At 61.3% G+C, this 17,395-nt stretch carries 15 protein-coding genes; 12 read left to right on the top strand and 3 right to left on the bottom strand.

Annotated elements, in window-relative coordinates:
- Positions 1–1,494 carry a tripartite tricarboxylate transporter permease gene (locus AL346_RS15230; protein ID WP_019401967.1) on the top strand — a complete coding sequence of 498 codons (1,494 nt, stop codon included), beginning with the start codon at positions 1–3 and terminating at the stop codon, positions 1,492–1,494.
- On the opposite strand, the gene AL346_RS15235 is transcribed toward AL346_RS15230, so the two are convergent.
- Together AL346_RS15235 and AL346_RS15240 are read right to left on the bottom strand one after the other, a co-directional pair.
- The gene (locus AL346_RS15235; protein WP_019401968.1) at positions 1,487–2,548 is read right to left on the bottom strand and encodes a PLP-dependent cysteine synthase family protein; all 1,062 of its coding nucleotides are present in this window, start codon (positions 2,546–2,548) and stop codon (positions 1,487–1,489) included. The two genes, AL346_RS15230 and AL346_RS15235, sit on opposite strands and share 8 nt — an antisense overlap.
- Entirely contained in the window at positions 2,545–3,489 is a 945-nt protein-coding gene (locus AL346_RS15240; protein ID WP_082312530.1) for a kinase, read from the bottom strand. The genes AL346_RS15235 and AL346_RS15240 overlap by 4 nt, the downstream gene beginning before the upstream one ends.
- 296 nt (positions 3,490–3,785) lie before the next feature.
- Here AL346_RS15240 and AL346_RS15245 point away from each other — a divergent pair, with 296 nt between their 5' ends.
- The 4 genes from AL346_RS15245 (at position 3,786) to AL346_RS25105 (ending at position 6,447) form a co-directional block, all read left to right on the top strand.
- Entirely contained in the window at positions 3,786–4,049 is a 264-nt protein-coding gene (locus AL346_RS15245; RefSeq protein ID WP_019401970.1) for a helix-turn-helix transcriptional regulator, read from the top strand.
- 238 nt (positions 4,050–4,287) lie between these two features.
- Positions 4,288–4,629, top strand: coding sequence for a hypothetical protein (locus AL346_RS25100; protein ID WP_156332766.1), 342 nt, complete (start codon positions 4,288–4,290; stop codon positions 4,627–4,629).
- Between the two features lies 1 nt (position 4,630).
- Positions 4,631–6,058, top strand: a complete 1,428-nt coding sequence (locus tag AL346_RS15250; protein ID WP_256374269.1) for an RHS repeat domain-containing protein — start codon at positions 4,631–4,633, stop codon at positions 6,056–6,058.
- 23 nt (positions 6,059–6,081) lie between these two features.
- Positions 6,082–6,447, top strand: coding sequence for a hypothetical protein (locus AL346_RS25105; RefSeq protein ID WP_156332767.1), 366 nt, complete (start codon positions 6,082–6,084; stop codon positions 6,445–6,447).
- Positions 6,448–6,500: 53 nt separating this feature from the next.
- Here AL346_RS25105 and AL346_RS15255 read toward each other — a convergent pair whose 3' ends face one another.
- Positions 6,501–7,049, bottom strand: a complete 549-nt coding sequence (locus AL346_RS15255) for a hypothetical protein (protein WP_019404656.1) — start codon at positions 7,047–7,049, stop codon at positions 6,501–6,503.
- 141 nt (positions 7,050–7,190) lie between these two features.
- Between AL346_RS15255 and AL346_RS25625 the strand changes: the two genes are divergently transcribed.
- The 7 genes from AL346_RS25625 to AL346_RS15285 all read left to right on the top strand — a co-directional run bounded on the left by AL346_RS25625 (position 7,191) and on the right by AL346_RS15285 (position 17,273).
- On the top strand, positions 7,191–7,418 hold the full coding sequence (locus AL346_RS25625) for a helix-turn-helix transcriptional regulator (RefSeq protein ID WP_026015572.1): 228 nt from the start codon (positions 7,191–7,193) through the stop codon (positions 7,416–7,418).
- Between the two features lie 671 nt (positions 7,419–8,089).
- On the top strand, positions 8,090–10,219 hold the full coding sequence (locus tag AL346_RS15260; RefSeq protein WP_245258970.1) for an McrB family protein: 2,130 nt from the start codon (positions 8,090–8,092) through the stop codon (positions 10,217–10,219).
- The gene (locus AL346_RS15265; protein ID WP_019404654.1) at positions 10,216–11,508 is read left to right on the top strand and encodes an McrC family protein; all 1,293 of its coding nucleotides are present in this window, start codon (positions 10,216–10,218) and stop codon (positions 11,506–11,508) included. Before AL346_RS15260 ends, AL346_RS15265 begins: the two co-directional genes overlap by 4 nt.
- Before the next feature lie 439 nt (positions 11,509–11,947).
- Positions 11,948–13,150, top strand: coding sequence for an SIR2 family protein (locus tag AL346_RS15270; protein WP_019404653.1), 1,203 nt, complete (start codon positions 11,948–11,950; stop codon positions 13,148–13,150).
- Positions 13,137–15,275, top strand: coding sequence for a helicase HerA domain-containing protein (locus AL346_RS15275; protein WP_019404652.1), 2,139 nt, complete (start codon positions 13,137–13,139; stop codon positions 15,273–15,275). Before AL346_RS15270 ends, AL346_RS15275 begins: the two co-directional genes overlap by 14 nt.
- 1 nt (position 15,276) lies before the next feature.
- The gene (locus AL346_RS15280) at positions 15,277–16,314 is read left to right on the top strand and encodes a hypothetical protein (protein ID WP_019404651.1); all 1,038 of its coding nucleotides are present in this window, start codon (positions 15,277–15,279) and stop codon (positions 16,312–16,314) included.
- A 191-nt stretch (positions 16,315–16,505) separates the two neighbouring features.
- Entirely contained in the window at positions 16,506–17,273 is a 768-nt protein-coding gene (locus AL346_RS15285; protein WP_019404650.1) for a hypothetical protein, read from the top strand.
- Positions 17,274–17,395: the final 122 nt, after the last annotated feature.

Here is a 17,395-nt window from a genome sequence, read left to right on the forward strand (position 1 = left end):
ATGGACGTATTCTCCGGTCTCATCGGCGGCATGGGCATCGCCCTTTCGCCTCTCAATCTTCTCGTCGCCCTCGTCGGAGCCGTGGTCGGCACCGCCGTCGGCGTTCTGCCCGGCCTCGGGCCGACCGCGACCGTCAGCCTCCTGCTGCCGATCTCCGCCATGCTCGACCAGACGAGCGCCATCATCCTGCTTGCCGGCATCTACTACGGCGCCATGTACGGTGGCTCGCTCACCTCGATCCTCATGCGCGTCCCGGGGGAGGCGGCGAGCGTCATCACCTGTCTCGACGGCTATGCGATGGCCCGTCAGGGCCGCGCCGGCGTGGCGCTCGGCATGAGCGCTTTCGGCAGCTTCTTCGCCGGCATCGTCGCCACCTTCGGCATCGCCTTGCTCGGTCCGGCCTTCGCCGAGACGGCGCTCGCCTTCGGGCCGGTCGAGAAGGCGGCCCTTGTCCTGTTCGGCCTGACCCTCGTCGCGGGCATCGGCGAGGGGCCGACGGTGCGGGCCTGGGCGATGGTCGGTCTCGGCCTGCTCCTGGCCACGGTCGGTGTCGATCTCGTCTCCGGCGAAGAGCGCTATACCTTCGACACGCCGCAGCTGCGCGACGGCTTCAACATCGCGATCCTCGCCATGGGCGTGTTCGGGATGAGCGAGGTTCTTGTCGCCGCCGAGAAGATCAGTCCCCCCGAACCGATCGCAGCCGTCGGGCGGCGGTTGCGCGACCTGCTGCCGAACCGTGACGACTGGAAGGCCTCGGCAGGCCCGATCGCCCGCGGCAGCGGTCTCGGCTTCCTCCTGGGGCTGTTGCCCGGCGGTGGTGCCCTCATCGCGAGCTTCGCCAGCTATCTCATGGAAAAGCGCCTGTCGCGCCACCCGGAGCGTTTCGGCAAGGGGGCGATCGAGGGAGTCGCCGGTCCCGAGAGCGCCAACAATGCCGCTGCGCAGGCGAGCTTCATCCCGCTCCTGTGCCTCGGTATCCCGTCGAACGCCGTCATCGGTGTCATCATGGGTGCGCTGCTCATGCAGGGCGTTACGCCGGGGCCGCGGCTCGTCGCCGAGCATCCCGACCTGTTCTGGGGTGTCGTCGCCAGCATGTTTATCGGCAATGTCATGCTCGTCATCCTCAACGTGCCGCTCGTGCGCGTCTTCGTCATGCTGCTGCGCGTCCCGCAGGCCTTCATGACGCCCTTCATCCTGCTCTTCTGCGTCGTCGGCGCCTTCAGCATCAACAACAGCCTGTTCGACGTGTCCGTCATGATCGTCTTCGGCTTTCTCGGCTACGGCCTGCGGCGGGCGGGGTTCGATCTCGCGCCGCTGGTGCTCGCCTTTCTCCTCGGCACATTGCTCGAGCAGAACGCGCGGCAGGCGCTCATCCTCGGCTTCGGCAGCCCGAGCGTGTTCCTGCACAGCCCGATCAGCGTCGCGTTTCTCGCGGCCGCCGTGCTCATGTTGTCCGTTCCTGTCATGCGACGCCTCGTGCCCGTCGTCAGGTGAGCGCGTCAGGTGCCAGGCCGTCACCGAAGTCGCGGCGGGCCGCATCGAGGGACCGGCGCTGCCAGGCGATGCAGGTCCAGGTGGCCTCGCCAAGGGGTGCGAGGTGCTGGAGTTCCAGCGGACCCGCTGCTTCGGCCGCGGGCCAGCCCGGCAATGCCGACAGCCAGTCGTCGTTGTGCACGGTGTCCTGATAGCGGTGCCCTTCGTCGGGCAGAATGACGACCGTCAGCTGGTCGGGATGCCGGCGGGCGTGCCAGCTCGCGACGAGAATTGCCGCCCCGCTCGTCGGTCCGGCAAAGAAGCCATGCTCACGATGGAGCCGGCGGGTTGCTGCAAAGGCCTGCAGTCCGCCGACCCAATGGACTTCGTCGAACGCGCTATGGTCGACGTTCTGAGGCACCAGGCTGTTGCCGAGGCCGCGCAGGAGCCGCGATCCGGCCGCATGCCCGAACAGGACACTGCGGTGCGTGTCGACGGCGACGGTGCGCATCGCCGGAAAGACCTCACGCAGGAAGGCGCTCGTGCCGCATATCGATCCACCCGAGCCGACCGGGCCGACCAGGCAGTCGACGGCGCCGAGGGTGCGCACCAGGAGCTCGGCGAGGCGCGCATAGGCGCGGGGATTGTCCGGATTGTCGTACTGCTGCGGCCACCATGCCTCCGGATGCCCGCTGCGAATGGCCTCGAGGCGGGCGAGCCTCGCCCGCTGCGCACCTGTCTTGTCTGCGTCGGGAACGATCTCGATCCGGGCGCCGAGCGCAGCGAGCCGGCGCTGCAGTGATGCATCGAGGAGCGTGTCGGCACTGACGAGCGATAGCCGATAGCCGCGCACCGCGGCGAGCAGGGCGAGCGCAAGGCCGAAGGTGCCTGATGTCGTCTCGACGATGTGGCCGCCGGGCATGAGTTCCCCACGCGCCTCGGCCCGGTTGAGCATGAAGCGCGCCGGCAGGAGCTTCATCAGCGGAAAGCAGGCGGCGACGAGGTTGGGCGCCAGCTTCGCGAGCCGCGGCGTCGCGTAACCATCGAGATAGCTGTGGCGCCAACGTGCGCTCATGGCGTCCCCTCGACGCCGAGCTCATAGGTGATGACGCTCGACAGGCCATAGGCTGCCAACTGGTTTGCGGCCTCGGCCGCGCGCCTGCGTGCGTGGCTTTCGGCTCCATCGAACAGGAGGCCGACCAGGGTGCCGCTGTGTGCGACCTGCAGGCCGCAGGCCCCGGTGCTGCGTGCGATGTGGGAGAGCGTGTCGAAGTAGGGCTTCGGCAGATGCTGTTGGCTGATGCGGGCGCTGGCGGTCGCGACGTTCGCCAACAATTGGGTATCGCCTTTGGCCACGGCATGTCTGGCCAGTCCTCGCAGGACCCGAAAGGTCTCGATCTCGTCACTTCCGTAGCGCGCCGGTGCCGTGAGGAGGGTATCGACCGGCCGGTTCGGCGCGACATTGCATCCAACGATGATGAGCGGCGGGAAGGCAGGGCCGAGAAGCTCGAGGAGGAGGCCCTCCCGCTGTGCGAACAGCGCCGGGAGGCCTTCGTAGGCGAGTGGATCGCTCGCGGTCTCGGCTGCGACGGAGAGTGCGGCGACGGTTTCCTGGCGCAAGGCGATCCGGGCAGCCGCGGCCGTGGCCCGGATGGCGGCAACGACATCGGTGGTGGACGAGCCATAGCCGTGCCCCATCGGCACGGTGCTCTCGATGGTGAGCTCACCACCGATCTGCGGCAGACCGAGGCGCTCGAGCGTCAGCGTCGCCGCCCGGGATGCCTTGTCGCGTCCGGCTGGGCGCGTGGTGATGCCGCCGCCGGGGCGTGGCCAGAAGGTCGCGGTGCTGGTGAACAGAGGGCAGGGCAGGGTGATGAGCCCGCGGTGCAGCCGGCCGTCGGCGCCCTCGAATACTCCCTGAAGGAGTTCGCCGTGATGCGCCGAGGCCCGGCCCGTGCCCACCGCTAAGCGCCCTTCGTTGGAGCCTGGCCGCCTCCCGTTGCGTGCATTGCTCATGCGCCGTCTCCTGCCCGCCTTCGCGAGAAAGCCGTGGGCGGCGCGTCCTGTCACTCGTCAGATCAGGTGATCGCCGATCGTGAACATTCGATCGGATAGGGGATTTCCCGGAGGCGGCAAGGCATCGCCGGCCGGCTAGAACAGAGACGCAAGAGCGATTCCGGCGAAGTCGACGCTTCGCAAAATTAGCGCGCTGCGACCGGAGCCGCCGCCCGCTGTGGCTCGCGCGCGATTGTTCACTAAAGTGTGTCGTCCCAAAATGCGCCTTCTGGCGACCTCGCCGCATGGATATGCGCATGGTCGTTGGCCTCAATGTGCAAAGGGTGCGGCGCGAAAAGGGCTTCTCGCAGGAGGAGCTATCGTTTCGCTCGGGCTTCTCGCGCGCCTATCTGAGCGGCCTCGAGGCTGGCAAGCGCAATCCCACCGTCATGTCACTGTGGAAACTGGCGGTGGCGCTTGACGTTGCTCTGGAGGAGCTAATCCGGCGTCCGAACAGGCTCGATGCGAAGAAGCAGGATGGGGCGCGGACGTCGCGGAGCCGCGCAAAGATCGAGACCTAAGTGGATCGCGATGTGTGCTTAACGGGCCCAGCTGGAATTCTGAGGTGGGGACCAGCCTTGGCGCGTCGCTCGCTCTGAATTCGGAGCACATTCGGCACCGCGCCATGTGGCAGCAAGACATGCAAGGTGTTGTGCGACGCTAAACGGAGTAGGCGTCGGCTATCGTGCGCACCAGCTACCCGATGGGACGATAAATGTTGGAAGCGTCAGGCCCCCCCCCCCCCCCGTTGAAAGAAATATGACCGATTCTGAGCGCCTGCTAGTCGATCATTTGCTTGCGGGAAACGCGCAGCTACAAGGACTTCGCTTAGGACTTGACGAGGCTAAGGTTTACGAAATTGATGACGGTGGCATGGGTAGTTTGCGGTTCGTGTCGAGGGAGCAATCTGCCAGTTTCTCACATTCAGTTGTCGAGTGTGAATATATTGATGCTGACGGTGTAGGCGTGAACATAAGCATCAATCTGGACAGGTCGGGGTTCTTATTTGAGCTTGATATATGGAAATACGATTTTTCAAACTTGATAAAGTTCCCGGATCCGAAAGAGCTTCAGAGTATATCGTATCATCTAGATAATTAAGCTGTTCTCGGCGACCTACACGCGCGATGCCGCCGGGCGGATCCTGTCGGTGGCGAACCCGGTGGCGGAGGAGAGCTGGAGCTACGCCTACGACGAGCTCGACCAGCTGCTGAGCGCCACCAACAGCGGCAATGCGGCGCTCAACCAGAGCTTCACCTACGACGACGCCTTCAACATGACGTCGAACTCGGCGGTGGGGAGCTACGTCTACCCGGCGACGGGATCGCCGCGGCCGCATGCGCCGACGCTCGTCGCGGGCAAGCGCTACCTGTACGACGCCACCGGCAACGTGCTGTCGGACGGCACGCGCACCTTCACCTGGGACACGGAGCGGCGGCTGAAGAGCGTCTACATGGGCGGCAAGTCCGTGGTGTTCACCTACGGGCCGGACGGGGCGCGGCTGCGCAAGGGGGTCCATGTCGGCACGACGAGCCAGCAGACGCTGTACCTCGGGCCTGACCTGGAGCGGGGGCCGGACGGGACCTGGACGAAGTACCCGCATCCGGACGTGAAGCGGGTGGGCGGGGCGACGTTCTTCCTGCACCGCGACCACCTGAAGAGCGTGCGGGCGATCAGCGACGCCGCGGGCGGCCCGGCGCAGCGCTTCACCTTCCGGCCCTACGGCGAGCGCACGGGGGCGGCGACGGCGCACCGGGAGGAGAAGGGCTACATCGGCGAGCGCTTCGACGCCGAGACGGGGCTGATGTACCTCAACGCCCGCTACTACGACCCGGCCCTGGCGCGCTTCATCTCCCCCGACTGGTGGGACCCCAACAAGCCAGGCGTCGGAACCAACCGATACGCTTACTCCGAAAACGATCCAGTCAACAAAAGCGACCCGAACGGGCACTTCGTGCCGGCCATTGCAGCTGCATGTGCCGGTGGCGGGTGCCAGGCCATGCTCGCGGCTGCGATTTCAATGATGATCGCAATCGAGAGCGCTACAAAAATAACGCCGCTGGCTACTCCTCCACAGCAGCAGTTTGATCCTACAATCGCAACACCCGCAGCGCCGATCTCTGGTATCTCGCCCCCAGAAGGCTTCAATGCCGCGCCTTCTGTTGGTGCGCTTCCGGGCTTCGCGCCGATCGAAAATCGCGGCGCCATATTTGAGTCGCGCACCTCAATCATAGCAGGTTTGATCGCGGGAAACCCCGATCTGACGCCGGGGCAGGTTGACAGTCTGCAGTCATTTGTTGGAAAGGCGCCAGCAAATTCCATAGACAAAATCAACATAACAATCAGTCCAGATGGCAACGCGACCTTTACCGCGCGGTCGCCGGCAGCAAATATCCCAAACTCGTGGGCCGATTATACCAAGACCGTGAGCCCAGAGGGAAAAACCATCGGGTATACAAAGACTACATATAACGGAAGAGGCGATGTGGTGCATGAGAAGGATAAATTAGAAAACAGTAAAGGCATCTGATGAGACAGATAAGGAGGGTGATCGTGAATAAATCGGCAGATCGAATTTCTACGGTTAGATCACTGGTCCGTCTTTCCAAATCTTTGAAGGAGATTGAGGCCGATCTTAAGCAATTCATATGGGATTTTAAAGGGTCTCCGTACATCGCAATGCGTTCCGACATTATTGGTGTGCTGGAAATGTATGATCAAGGACGTATAGATCGAGCTGAAATTGAAAAATGGGCAAATATGATCGAGGGGCGCGAGGACGTAGAGTTTGAGGCGGAGTATAGGGAGAAATTATTGGAGGTCGTGTACATCCTTGCAAATCCGGTTCTGCAAGGAGAGCTAACCAGAGAGCGGGCCTCTGAGATGATACGATCGTTGAAGGCTTGCGCACGGCCATAGCCGTGCGCCTCGTGCAAAGGCAGCGGAACATAAAGGCGTAGTCGAGGCGCCGATCAGGACGCAGCGCCGTCGATCTGCCAGTCTTCCAAGCCGCCAAGGCGCGCGACGTCGACGAGCACGCCGCGTAATTGCGGCCATGGGAATTCGTCGCAGTCCTCGCACCATTCGCCGTGCCGCAGCATGGCATCGAGCTTGGCCGCTACACCGGCGAGCGAGGTCGCCGGTGTAGCCCATAGGGCCTCGGCGATTTCCTCTTCCGCATCTGCGGCCTTGGCCTCGGCGAGCAGAGCCCGGCTATAGCCGACGAGTGCATCGGCCTGTGTCCAGGCTTGGCTCGATGCGGCTTGATCCTCCAGTCCGACGGAAAACCCGACGCTGTCGCGCAGCACGCCTTCAAGCTGCTGCTGAGCACGACAATGCACCAAGGTGCGCGCATGGGCGGCGCGCCACGCCTGCCACGCCATCAACGCCGGATCGGCTTCGGTTGCGGCGGTGACCGCCACCAGGGGAGAAACGTGCGTTGCCGTGGCTGCGAGGGAGGATGCCAGCAAGGCGCGGCGCGTGACGCCGGATAGACTCGTGCTACGCTTCGAATCAGCCATGATCCGAGCTCCTGAACAGCTTGGGTTGTGGTCAGGCTGGAAGTGGGCGCTGCAACGCCTGCTTCCGGCCGCTTGACGCAGGTGACTTTTACATCTTGAGCAGCATATGAGCAACACAAATCACCATATTATGGTGATACTATGATGCCGGTGCAGTGCCGTATGGCTAGGGCCGCACTGGGTTGGGGTGTTTTAGAGCTCGCCCGAGAAGCAGCAGTCTCCACCCAGACGATTGTGCGCTTCGAGCGGGGAGAAGCACTTAAGGAGGCAACCCTCGAGCGCATTCGCCGCACGTTTGAGGGGGCGGGTGTCGAGTTCATTCCGGAAAATGGTGGCGGCCCCGGCGTGCGGCTCAAGAAGCCAAGCTGATCGATGCAGATCAAATTGCTGGAAGAAGCGCTCGGTGGGGGGCGGGTCGTAGGCGCCTGAGGGTGCTTCCGTCCAAGGCACCGCAAACCCTCGGGTGCTGTAAGCGGATCGCATCACGAATGACTGCTTCGCGCCCCCAAATCGGACGTTAAGCCACCGCCTTTACTAACCTGAGAGCGGACATTGCAACAAAACCCGCCGACGACCGTCTGTTCTTCAAGAAGGTGGTACCCGATTCAAGTTGTCAAATTGACCGGCTACACGCTGTGTAGACCACAGCGCACTCGCCCCCTCGCCGTCGAGGGCGAGTGGCGGCGGATTCGGTAGCGCAGTACCTCGGACAACCTTAGGATAATCGTGCGCCGACGCACCCCTCTCGATTGAACGCGCAGTCCCTCGCGGCTACGGTTCGAGAAAGTTCAAAAATTGGCTCAGCACTTTCTTCGCAACCAGCCCGCACCGGCGGGGCAACAACAAGCATCCTTCTTCGGCAATGAGAATTAAGCGACCGAGTGCGATACCGTAAAAACCAGGAAAGAAGACAATTGTCTCGTTTCAATCCAAATCACCACGTCGCTCCGATCTACGACGCTGCTGCGATATGGAAGGAAAACTGCTTCCTCGAAGACCGATCGGCTTTGTCGGACCGCGGAAGCCTTTGGACGAACACCTTGCTCGACGAGCTCGATCAGCGCTTCGTACAGAATCTCGACGCCGGTGAAGGTGATTTCCTCTCGAAATTGAAGGTGCAGCTTTCAGAGGGTTCCCCTAGTTGCCGCCAGCTGATGGCCGAGAGCCTTTGGCTTACGCTGCTCTTCCCATCGAACGTCGGCGCCGCCAGGAAGCGCGAGAACGTGCTGGAGATCTGGTCTTGGTCAGGAGAGGACCTGAGCACGACCCACCCTCTTCTGAAAGACTCTGTCCTGGAAGGCATCGGCTCCGCCGGAACCGCATACAACACGCACCGTTGGCGCGAGCTGGTATTCCTCATCGGCGCCTTGCGCGATTTCAAGGCTCACGATTCCTCCTACCGCGAGCAGATCGCTGCCGACCCGTGGGCATTCGCTAGATGGCTGAGCGGCCTCCCGGAGGCGCGGCACAGACAGCTGATCCACATCCTGCCGCACCTTCTGTTTCCTGACACGTTCGAGCGGATCAGTTCCGAGGGCGACAAACGCCTGATCCTCGCCGGCTTCGGAGACACGACGGAGAAGGAGATCAAGAAGTGGAGCACAGTCGAGATCGACCGCGCCTTGCGCGAGCTGCGCCGCCGACTTGAGAACGAGCATGGCCCGGACATAGATTTCTACCAAGACGAGTTCGAGGCCCAGTGGAAGAACCGGACGAAGAACTGGCTCCTCAGCTGGAACCCTTCCAGATGGAACTGGGAGACGCTCGCGACCGACCGCGCCACGACCATCAACGGGGAGAAAGCTGACAACCGTTGGCGCTGCAGCTCGAGCAAGCCGCGCGAGGGCGACCGCGTCTTTTTGATCCGCACCGGCAATCCTCCGAAAGGTGTCGTGGCTGTCGGAAAGATCACGCGCGCACCCTATGAAGCGGAGCACTGGGAACAGGCCAGTGCCGACGCCGGCGAGACGACGCGTTTCGTTGACGTGGCATTCGACTCCGTCCGCGATGCAACGACGGACGAATTCGTCTCTCTGGAACAGCTGCAAAGCCGCGAACCCGGCCAGGAATGGAACCCGCAGTCTTCTGGAATAGAGATCAAGGCAAAGGCTGCCCGCACCCTAGAGCGCCTATGGAAGGCGCTGCCACCTATCGTATCGGGCGCTACGACGCCGGGGGACGACGCCGGATCTGGAGATTCGTTTCCAAAGACACTCGCGCCGCCCCTGAACCTCATTCTCTACGGCCCTCCAGGTACCGGCAAAACGTACCGCCTGAAGAACGATTATCTGCCGCGATACCAAGACGAGGATGGAGATCGCTGCGAGTTCGTGACGTTCCATCAGAACTACGCGTACGAGGACTTCGTTGAGGGAATTCGACCCGTTACAAAGAACGGCGCTATCACCTACGAGGTGCGGCCGGGAGTGTTGAAGCGCCTTTGCGATCGCGCCCGGCGCTCGCCGGACAAGCGGTTCGCCCTCTTCATTGACGAGATCAATCGCGGGAACGTCGCTAAGGTCTTCGGCGAGTTGATCACGCTGGTCGAGGTGGACAAGCGCATCCGCATCGATGCGTCGGGAAACCGCTCGGCGAGCTGCAAGGGCTTGGAAGTGACGCTCCCTTACTCAGGTGAGCGCTTTGGTGTGCCCGCGAACGTCGACGTGATCGGTACCATGAACACCGCGGACCGCTCGATCGCACTGCTCGACAGCGCCTTACGGCGCCGGTTCAGGTTTGAGGAACTCACGCCAAAGCCGGAACTGCTTGAATCGATCGACGACGGCGAGGGCAATGCGATCGACCTGCGTCAGCTTCTGCAAGCCATGAATGTCCGCCTGGCCCGCCTGCTGCATCGCGACCAGACTCTCGGCCACAGCTACTTCTACCACGTGAAGTCCTTCGACGAGCTGCGCCGTGTATTTGCGCGGGAGATACTGCCGTTCCTGCAAGAGGCGTTCTACGACGACTGGCGTCAGATCCGATACGTCCTCGCCGACCAGGCCGTGGAGGAGGAGCTGCAGTTGGTCCGCGCGCGGACACAGAATGCCGCTGTGCTCTTTCCCAAGGCGGACCCGGCCGAAATCAGGGACGGTGAGGCGTTCGAGATCATTCGCGAAGACGACATCACCCCGGACGCAATCCGCAAGATCTACGAGCCACCGGAATGAGGCGCCTGACCTTCCGAGAGAGGGAGAGCGTCAGCATCGGCCCGGTCGGCGAGATCAGCGAGCTCGAGGCAGAAGGCATCGCGAAACTCGCTGGACGTCTGCCACCCGGGGTCCTCGCATGGGGCCATCGGTCATTGAAGTTCGGGCCGTTCTGCGGAGTCCTGCAAACCGAGCAGCTGGCAATCGAGATACTTCCGAAGATCGACCATGACAGTGATAGCAGCAAAGACATGCGTGGCCTTCTGGTGGCCATGCTCGCGCGAGCAGGTGAGCTTGGGTCGAAGCGGGTTGGCGATGCTGGCCTTGGGCAACAGCGCAGCCACCTCCTGGACGTCTTCATCGAGGATTTCTGCAGCCAAGTGAAATCAGCGCTCCGAGGCGGGGCCATTGCCCGGTACTCGGAGAAGACGGAGAACCTCAAGGCCATCCGCGGACGCCTCGAGCTGACCGAGCACCTGCGCACGAACGCCTTCGACCGTTCTCATCTTCTCTGTCGCTTCGACGAGCGCAGCATCGACAACCCCTACAACCAAGCGCTGAAGGCGGTCCTTCGCATCCTTCTTGGATTCGCACTGAGCCCGAGAACCCGGGCTATGGTGACGGCATTCCTTCATCGCTTTGACGAGGTGACCGATCGCAGGCTCAGGGTTCGCGACATTGAATCGCTCCGCCTTGACCGGACCATCCGGCACTGGGAGCCAGTGTTTGCGCGGGCCCGCTGGCTGCTGTCAGGCCTCTATCCGGATGTTCGAACCGGCGACGCCGCTGGATCGGCGCTGCTGTTCAACATGGAAAAGCTCTTCGAGGCGGTGCTTGGGCTGCGCATCCGGCACGCGTGTCAGCTGCTCGGGGGTGGTCGCCTCTCTGTCGGGCTACAGGGTCCTGTGAAAGACCTCGCCACGTCGGGCTTCCAGCTGCGGCCTGACATCACCATTCAGAGCGGAGACGAGAGCGTCGTCATCCTCGATGCAAAATGGAAGCGCCTCGATCTCGGCGAGCCGAACTCGGGCGTTACGAGTGGTGACGCTTATCAGATGAATGCCTATGCCAGTCGGTACCGCTGCAAGCGGCTCGCGCTCGTCTACCCCGCATCGTCGGATTGCCTGCCTGGAAAGATAACCGAGTTCGTGCTCATGACCGAAGAGCGGTCGAAACTGGAGGTCGTCGCGGTCGATGTTCGAGAGCTAGCCTTCGGCAGCGGGATCCCCCCCGGTATCGATGGGATGATTCCGATCGAGCGGCACTGGAAGCAACGCTCATCGCAGGCACCGATTTACGAAGCGGTGTAAAGGACTTTGGCCCTCTCGCTTCCAAATGTTTGGTCCCGGCCCCGAAGCGAGAGTCTGCAACGCGCCGCATTGCGGACATTCAGGCAAACTTTGCCGTCGCCCGAAAGCGGACGTTCAGCCTCTATTCTACGAACCGCCGTTTTGCGCCCTGCAATCGGTCATTCCCTGCCGGCACCCACGATCCTGAGGCGGCCGTTCGGCCTTCAAGCGCCGGCGGCCGGCTCAGAGTCATAAACTGACCAGCACCCAAATCACCAAATGACTATTGCGTAGCCCTGCCATTTTTGATGAAGTGCACGAACTAGGGTGCGCTAGGCGATCGTGAGATAGCAAGACTATTGCTTACGAGTCTTTGGAGTGCTGTTGATTTTTAGTAAACTATTGATTCATGTGGGTTCGATCCACGGGCCAGCGGTGATGCTACAATACAGAGGGGGGCATGCATAAACACGACCCAGTCCGCCAGATCAGCTTCATTCAGCAAGCACTGTCGCAGAACCGTAAACCGATCGGTTTCTTCCTCGGCGCAGGCTGCCCGCTGTCGATCCGAGTCAATGAACGCGAGGAGAGCGGAAAAGCCGTTTCCGACCCGCTGATCTGGGACGTAGCCGGGCTGACCAAGGTTATCGACAAGACCCTATCGAGCAAAGACCCCGCAAAACCCAATAGCTGGGACAGGATCGTTCAGATCGTGCAGGAAGATGGCGGCGACGGCGGCAATATTGAACTACTGCTCAGCCGGATCCGCGTTTTCTCGAGCGTGGCGGGGGCCGGAAATGTGCGCGGACTCACCGCCGCCGAGCTCAACGCGCTTGACGCCGAGGTCTGTAAGGTAATTTCCGAGGAGGTCAATCGTGCTTTACCGAGCACCGACAGCCCCTATCATAATCTCGCGATCTGGAGTCGTTCGATCCGCCGCGAGAGGCCCGTCCATTTGTTCACCACCAACTATGATCTGCTGATGGAGCAGGCGCTCGAGGAAAGTTCGGCACCCTACTTCGATGGCTTTATCGGAGCGCGAAAGGCGTTCTTCGACCTTGGCGCTGTCGAGGATGAAGAGGTGTTGCCGCCGCGTTGGACAAGGCTCTGGAAAATTCACGGGTCGCTCAACTGGCGCTTGGAAAACAAGACCGAGGTGGTGCGTAGCGACCAGAAGACCGATGCGCAAAGCTATCTAATCTACCCGTCGCACCTCAAGTATGACCAGAGCCGTAAGATGCCTTATCTCGCGATGCTAGATCGCCTGAAAGCGTTTTTGCTCGCACCCTCCGCGCTGCTATTCATCTGCGGCTATTCCTTCGCCGACCAGCATATCAACGACGTCATCTGCCGCAGTCTCGAGGCCAATCCAAACGCGCATGTCTTCGCTTTTGTCTTCGGAAATCTCGATACGCCGAATTACGCGCTGGCGCGACAATGCGCGCTGGCGACACCCAATCTGAGCCTGCTGGCGTTCGACAAGGCGGTCATCGGCCGCAATCTGGGTGAATGGGCAAGCGACGGAGCAGGTGACCTCGGGCTGCCGCCCAGCATCCTTGTGAAGGATGGCGACAAGGTCGCACTGCGGCTCGGTGACTTTGCTGCCCTGGGCGCGCTCCTGCGCGGGCTCTCTGGTGACGGGATAAGTGATGATCCGGTCTGACCTTGCCGCCCGGGCAACCGTCATCGGAACGGTACAGGATGTGAGCGGGACGTCGGTCAGCGTCACCCTGACCTCCGATCGCTTCTCGGGGCTGAGCTTCGTCCACGGCCAAGGCCATAAGATCGGTCAGATCGGCAGCTTCGTCAAAATACCGGTCGGCTATGTCGATCTCTACGGCATTGTGTCGCAAGTGGGGGCAAGCGCGGTGCCAGAGAAAGCCGCTCTCTCTATGCCCAACGGCCTGCGCTGGATGACGGTCCAGCTGATCGGTGAGGGCTATCGGTCCGGCCGATTTCAGCGCGGCATATCGCAGTATCCGACCTTCGAAGATGAGGTCCATCTTGTCTCCGAGGCCGACCTCCAAGCGATATACGGTCGCTCGGACAAGCAGAATCATTTGGTCCGCGTTGGCCATGTGGCGGGCAGCGAATCGATCGACGCGCTGGTCGACGTCAACAAGCTCGTGACTCGCCATAGCGCGGTCGTTGGGACGACAGGCTCGGGCAAGTCGACAACGGTCGCAGGACTCCTGAATGTCCTGTCGGACGAAGGCCGTTTCCCCTCTGCGCGGATCGTGGTGCTCGACCTGCACGGCGAATATGCCAAGGCGCTCGGCGATCGTGCGAACATCTTCAAGATCAGTCCGGACAGCCGCAAGGCCAATGAACACAGGCTGTGCATTCCCTTCTGGGCGCTAAGCTTCGACGAGCTTCTACGTGTGACCTTGGGATCTCTTCCGACCGACGGCAAGGCTCGCAACATCATCCTCGAACAGATCCTTGAGGCCAAGATTGCGAGCCTGGCCGCACAACCCATCGCCGGTGTCGATCCGGCAAGCATCACGGTCGACAGTCCGGTGCCTTTCTCGCTCAACAAGCTTTGGTACGACCTATATTGCCGCGAATTCGGAACCTATCTCAGCGCCGGAGGCGCGAACCCCACAGATACGGCGACCTGGGCCTATGAATGCGATGCTTTGGGTACGAAGATCATGGGGGACGCGCAGGCCGGTGCTCCGCCGCGCTTTCGTAAGGTCAAAAATGTCGCGTCCGATCCGGAGAAAATCAACTATCTCCCGGATGCCCTCAACATTCGGGGGCCGCTCGAGGCGCTCGGTGCCCGCCTTCGCGTTGCCCGTTATGACTTCTTGCTGAGGGCCGGCGATTGGCATCCTGGCCTAGATGGCAAGACGACAAAGACCCTTGCGGATCTTGTCGGGCAGTGGCTTGGGAGTGAAAAACCCATCACGATCCTAGATTTGTCGGGCATTCCCTCGACGGTGACGAACGACATCATCGGCAGCATTCTACGGGTTCTCTATGATGGCCTGTTTTGGGCCCGGAACCTATCCGAGGGCGGGCGCGAGCGCCCGCTGCTTGTCGTGATGGAGGAGGCCCACAGCTATCTGGGCGACAATGGCAGCAGTGCCGCTTCGATCGCGACCCAGCGTATCGTTAAGGAAGGTCGGAAATATGGTATAGGCGCGATGATCGTCAGTCAGCGTCCCGCCGAGATAAATCCGACGATCCTGTCGCAATGCGGAACCTTCTTTGCGATGCGCCTGAGCAATGCCACCGATCGCTCGCATGTGACGAACGCGCTATCCGACAATCTCGAAGGTCTGACAAGCATGTTGCCGGTGCTGCGTACTGGCGAGGCGATCATCCTCGGCGAAGCGGTTAGGCTGCCGATGCGCACGATGATTCAGGCGCCTCCAAGGGATCGACGTCCTGACAGTCAGGACCCGCTCATCTGTGACGAAGCGGCGCCGGAGGTCTCAATGACGCCCGGCGGTTGGAACCTGCAGACGCACTTTGCTGCGGACTATCGATCGTTCGTCGAGACCTGGCTGCAACAGAACCCGGTGCCCACCCCGCCCCATCCCCCCAAAGAAGGAATGACGCATATGGCCTGGCAGGACTTCGCCCTCTTCACATCGTCGAACGTTGCGGCAATCCGCTACGATAAGGATCAGCTGCTGCTCGAAGTCGAGTTTCTTAATGGCACCCGCTATCAGTATTATGAGGTGCCGGCGCATATTGCCCAAGCCTTCGACCAGGCCGCATCCAAGGGGAACTTCCTCGCGACCGCCATCAAGGGTCATTATCGCTACAGCCGGGTCTAACATGCCACTTGTCAGCCTCGATCAGAAAAACAATCGCGTTCAGGTCGGCGCCTTCGAGGTCGACAATAAAATCCTGTTCGAGTTCTTCAACAAGGTTGCCGCCACCGACCGCGACGAACAGTTTTACAAGGCGCTCTACATCGGCGTCCTCGCACTCATGGAGGACCGCCTTTCGAGCTTCCTCTCGAGGACCGCGAACGAGCTAGGTACCGAATTGGAAAGCTTGAAGCTCATCTTCGACATGAAGAAGGAGCTTTTCTATCGTTCCGCGGTCAAGGGCGTACTCGCTGAGGCAGACATCGCCGATTTCCTGTCGGAGTTCCTCGTGCGCCAAAAAATCGCCGACCGGATCGAGTTGACCGGCGATCGCGTGGGCACACTCCGGCGCAATAAGACGGGCGACATCGTCTGCCATCTGGCCGGCGACAGCGGAAAGCGGATCGCGATCGAATGCAAGTTCGACAAGAGTATCCGGCTCGGCGATATTCGCACCAAAGACGTCTTCACGAAGAAGGCGGATACCGCTTGGAGTCAGTTACTCGAAGCTCAGGCGAATCGCGACGGCCAAGTTGGGATCATCGTGTTCGACGCCTCGCTGGTTGACAACAGCATTCTGGGCGCCGTTCAAGACCTGAAGTTTCTGCCCGGTATCGGCCTGATCGCGATCATTGATTCCCAGAAGGGTGATTATCGCAATCTCGCCATCGCCTACATGCTTGCGCGCGACATCGCGCTAAACGCGAAGGCGATCGAGCTCGACACCGATATCCTCAAGATCATCGTGAACCGGCTGATCAAAGATGCGCGAGATATGGCACTAGTGAAGCATTTGGTAATCGCCAATATCGAAAATATGAAGCAGGTTCTTTCGCATATCGAGAAGAGCATCCTTCTGGCCGAGTTCAACCAGCGCTACCTTGTCAAATTTCTTGCCGACGGAACACTTACCAAGGACGATATGCTCGCCTTCTACGCGGGCGAGGAGGTCAAGGAGCGCTTCAGGCCCATCGAGCGCGAGATCGGAGATCTTTGCGCTTAGGTCGTCGGCTTACCGCGTCCTCCCGGAATCTGCTTTGACGGCGCCGATCCTCGAAAGAGCCGTTTCACAATTTGGATAAGTATGGGCTGTCGCAGGCTGTTTTGGTTGCATCGCCCCCTGAAACCTGCCGGTCCGCACTCGGCCTCAATCCTTTTTAATCTGCGTATGACACCGATAGGGCAAGAAACAGCGTGAAATCGGTAATCAATGCACACCAGATACAGGCGCTCGACATCTTGGGGTTTCGCGCGGCGGTCCCGCTGTTCCACGCTCTTGGCGAGGACGCAGATCACTTGGCGACAGGCACCTTTGTCGCCGTCGGCGAGAAACGAATACTGCTGACCGCTCGGCATATCCTCGACAATTGCAAACCCGAGCAGATCGCAATCCCGCTATCGCCGGAAGGATCTGGCTTACATACGCTCGGCAATCTCCTCGTCCACAAGCCGTGCGATCTGCCCGGCACTGACATTGACATCGTCGGCATCGAAATCCTGGACCGGCAGATAATCGAGATTGTCGAAGCCGGTTGGCGCGTCGTCGACGCGGCGATTGGGGGCGAAGTCGACCCTAGCAGAGAGCTCATGCTCATTGGCTTTCCGTCGGCGACGCTCAACAAGAAGGAATTGCGGATCACCGGACGACCGACCAGCATCATCACCGCGCTAATGCACGACATCCTCGTCGGTGCCATGCCCCCCGCCGAACCGACGCTCGACCTGTTCCTCCAGCTCCCCCGAGATGCCATCGGCCCGGACGGCGCGATCATCGACATCCCGCCAATCGGGGGTATGAGCGGCTGTGCGATCTGGCAAATGCGCGAGACGGGAGATGGCGAACTCTGGTCTCCGGATCGCGCGCTCCGCCTAGTCGGCATACAATCTTCAGCGCGGGCCGGCAGCTATTTTCGAGGCAAACGTTGGGCCTGTATTCGTAGCCTGCTCGCGCTGGTCGCCTAACGACTCACCAAGTTCGGGCTCCGTCCGCTTCCGCGTTTTGGCATCCAGAAGCTGACTGTCTGCAATCGGCCCCCTTGAGACCTTATCTCTGTCCCAGAGCGCCGGCCGGTACAGCCCGCTCC

Source organism: Chelatococcus sp. CO-6 (assembly GCF_001271345.1).
GTDB classification, from domain to species: Bacteria; Pseudomonadota; Alphaproteobacteria; order Rhizobiales; family Beijerinckiaceae; genus Chelatococcus_A; species Chelatococcus_A caeni.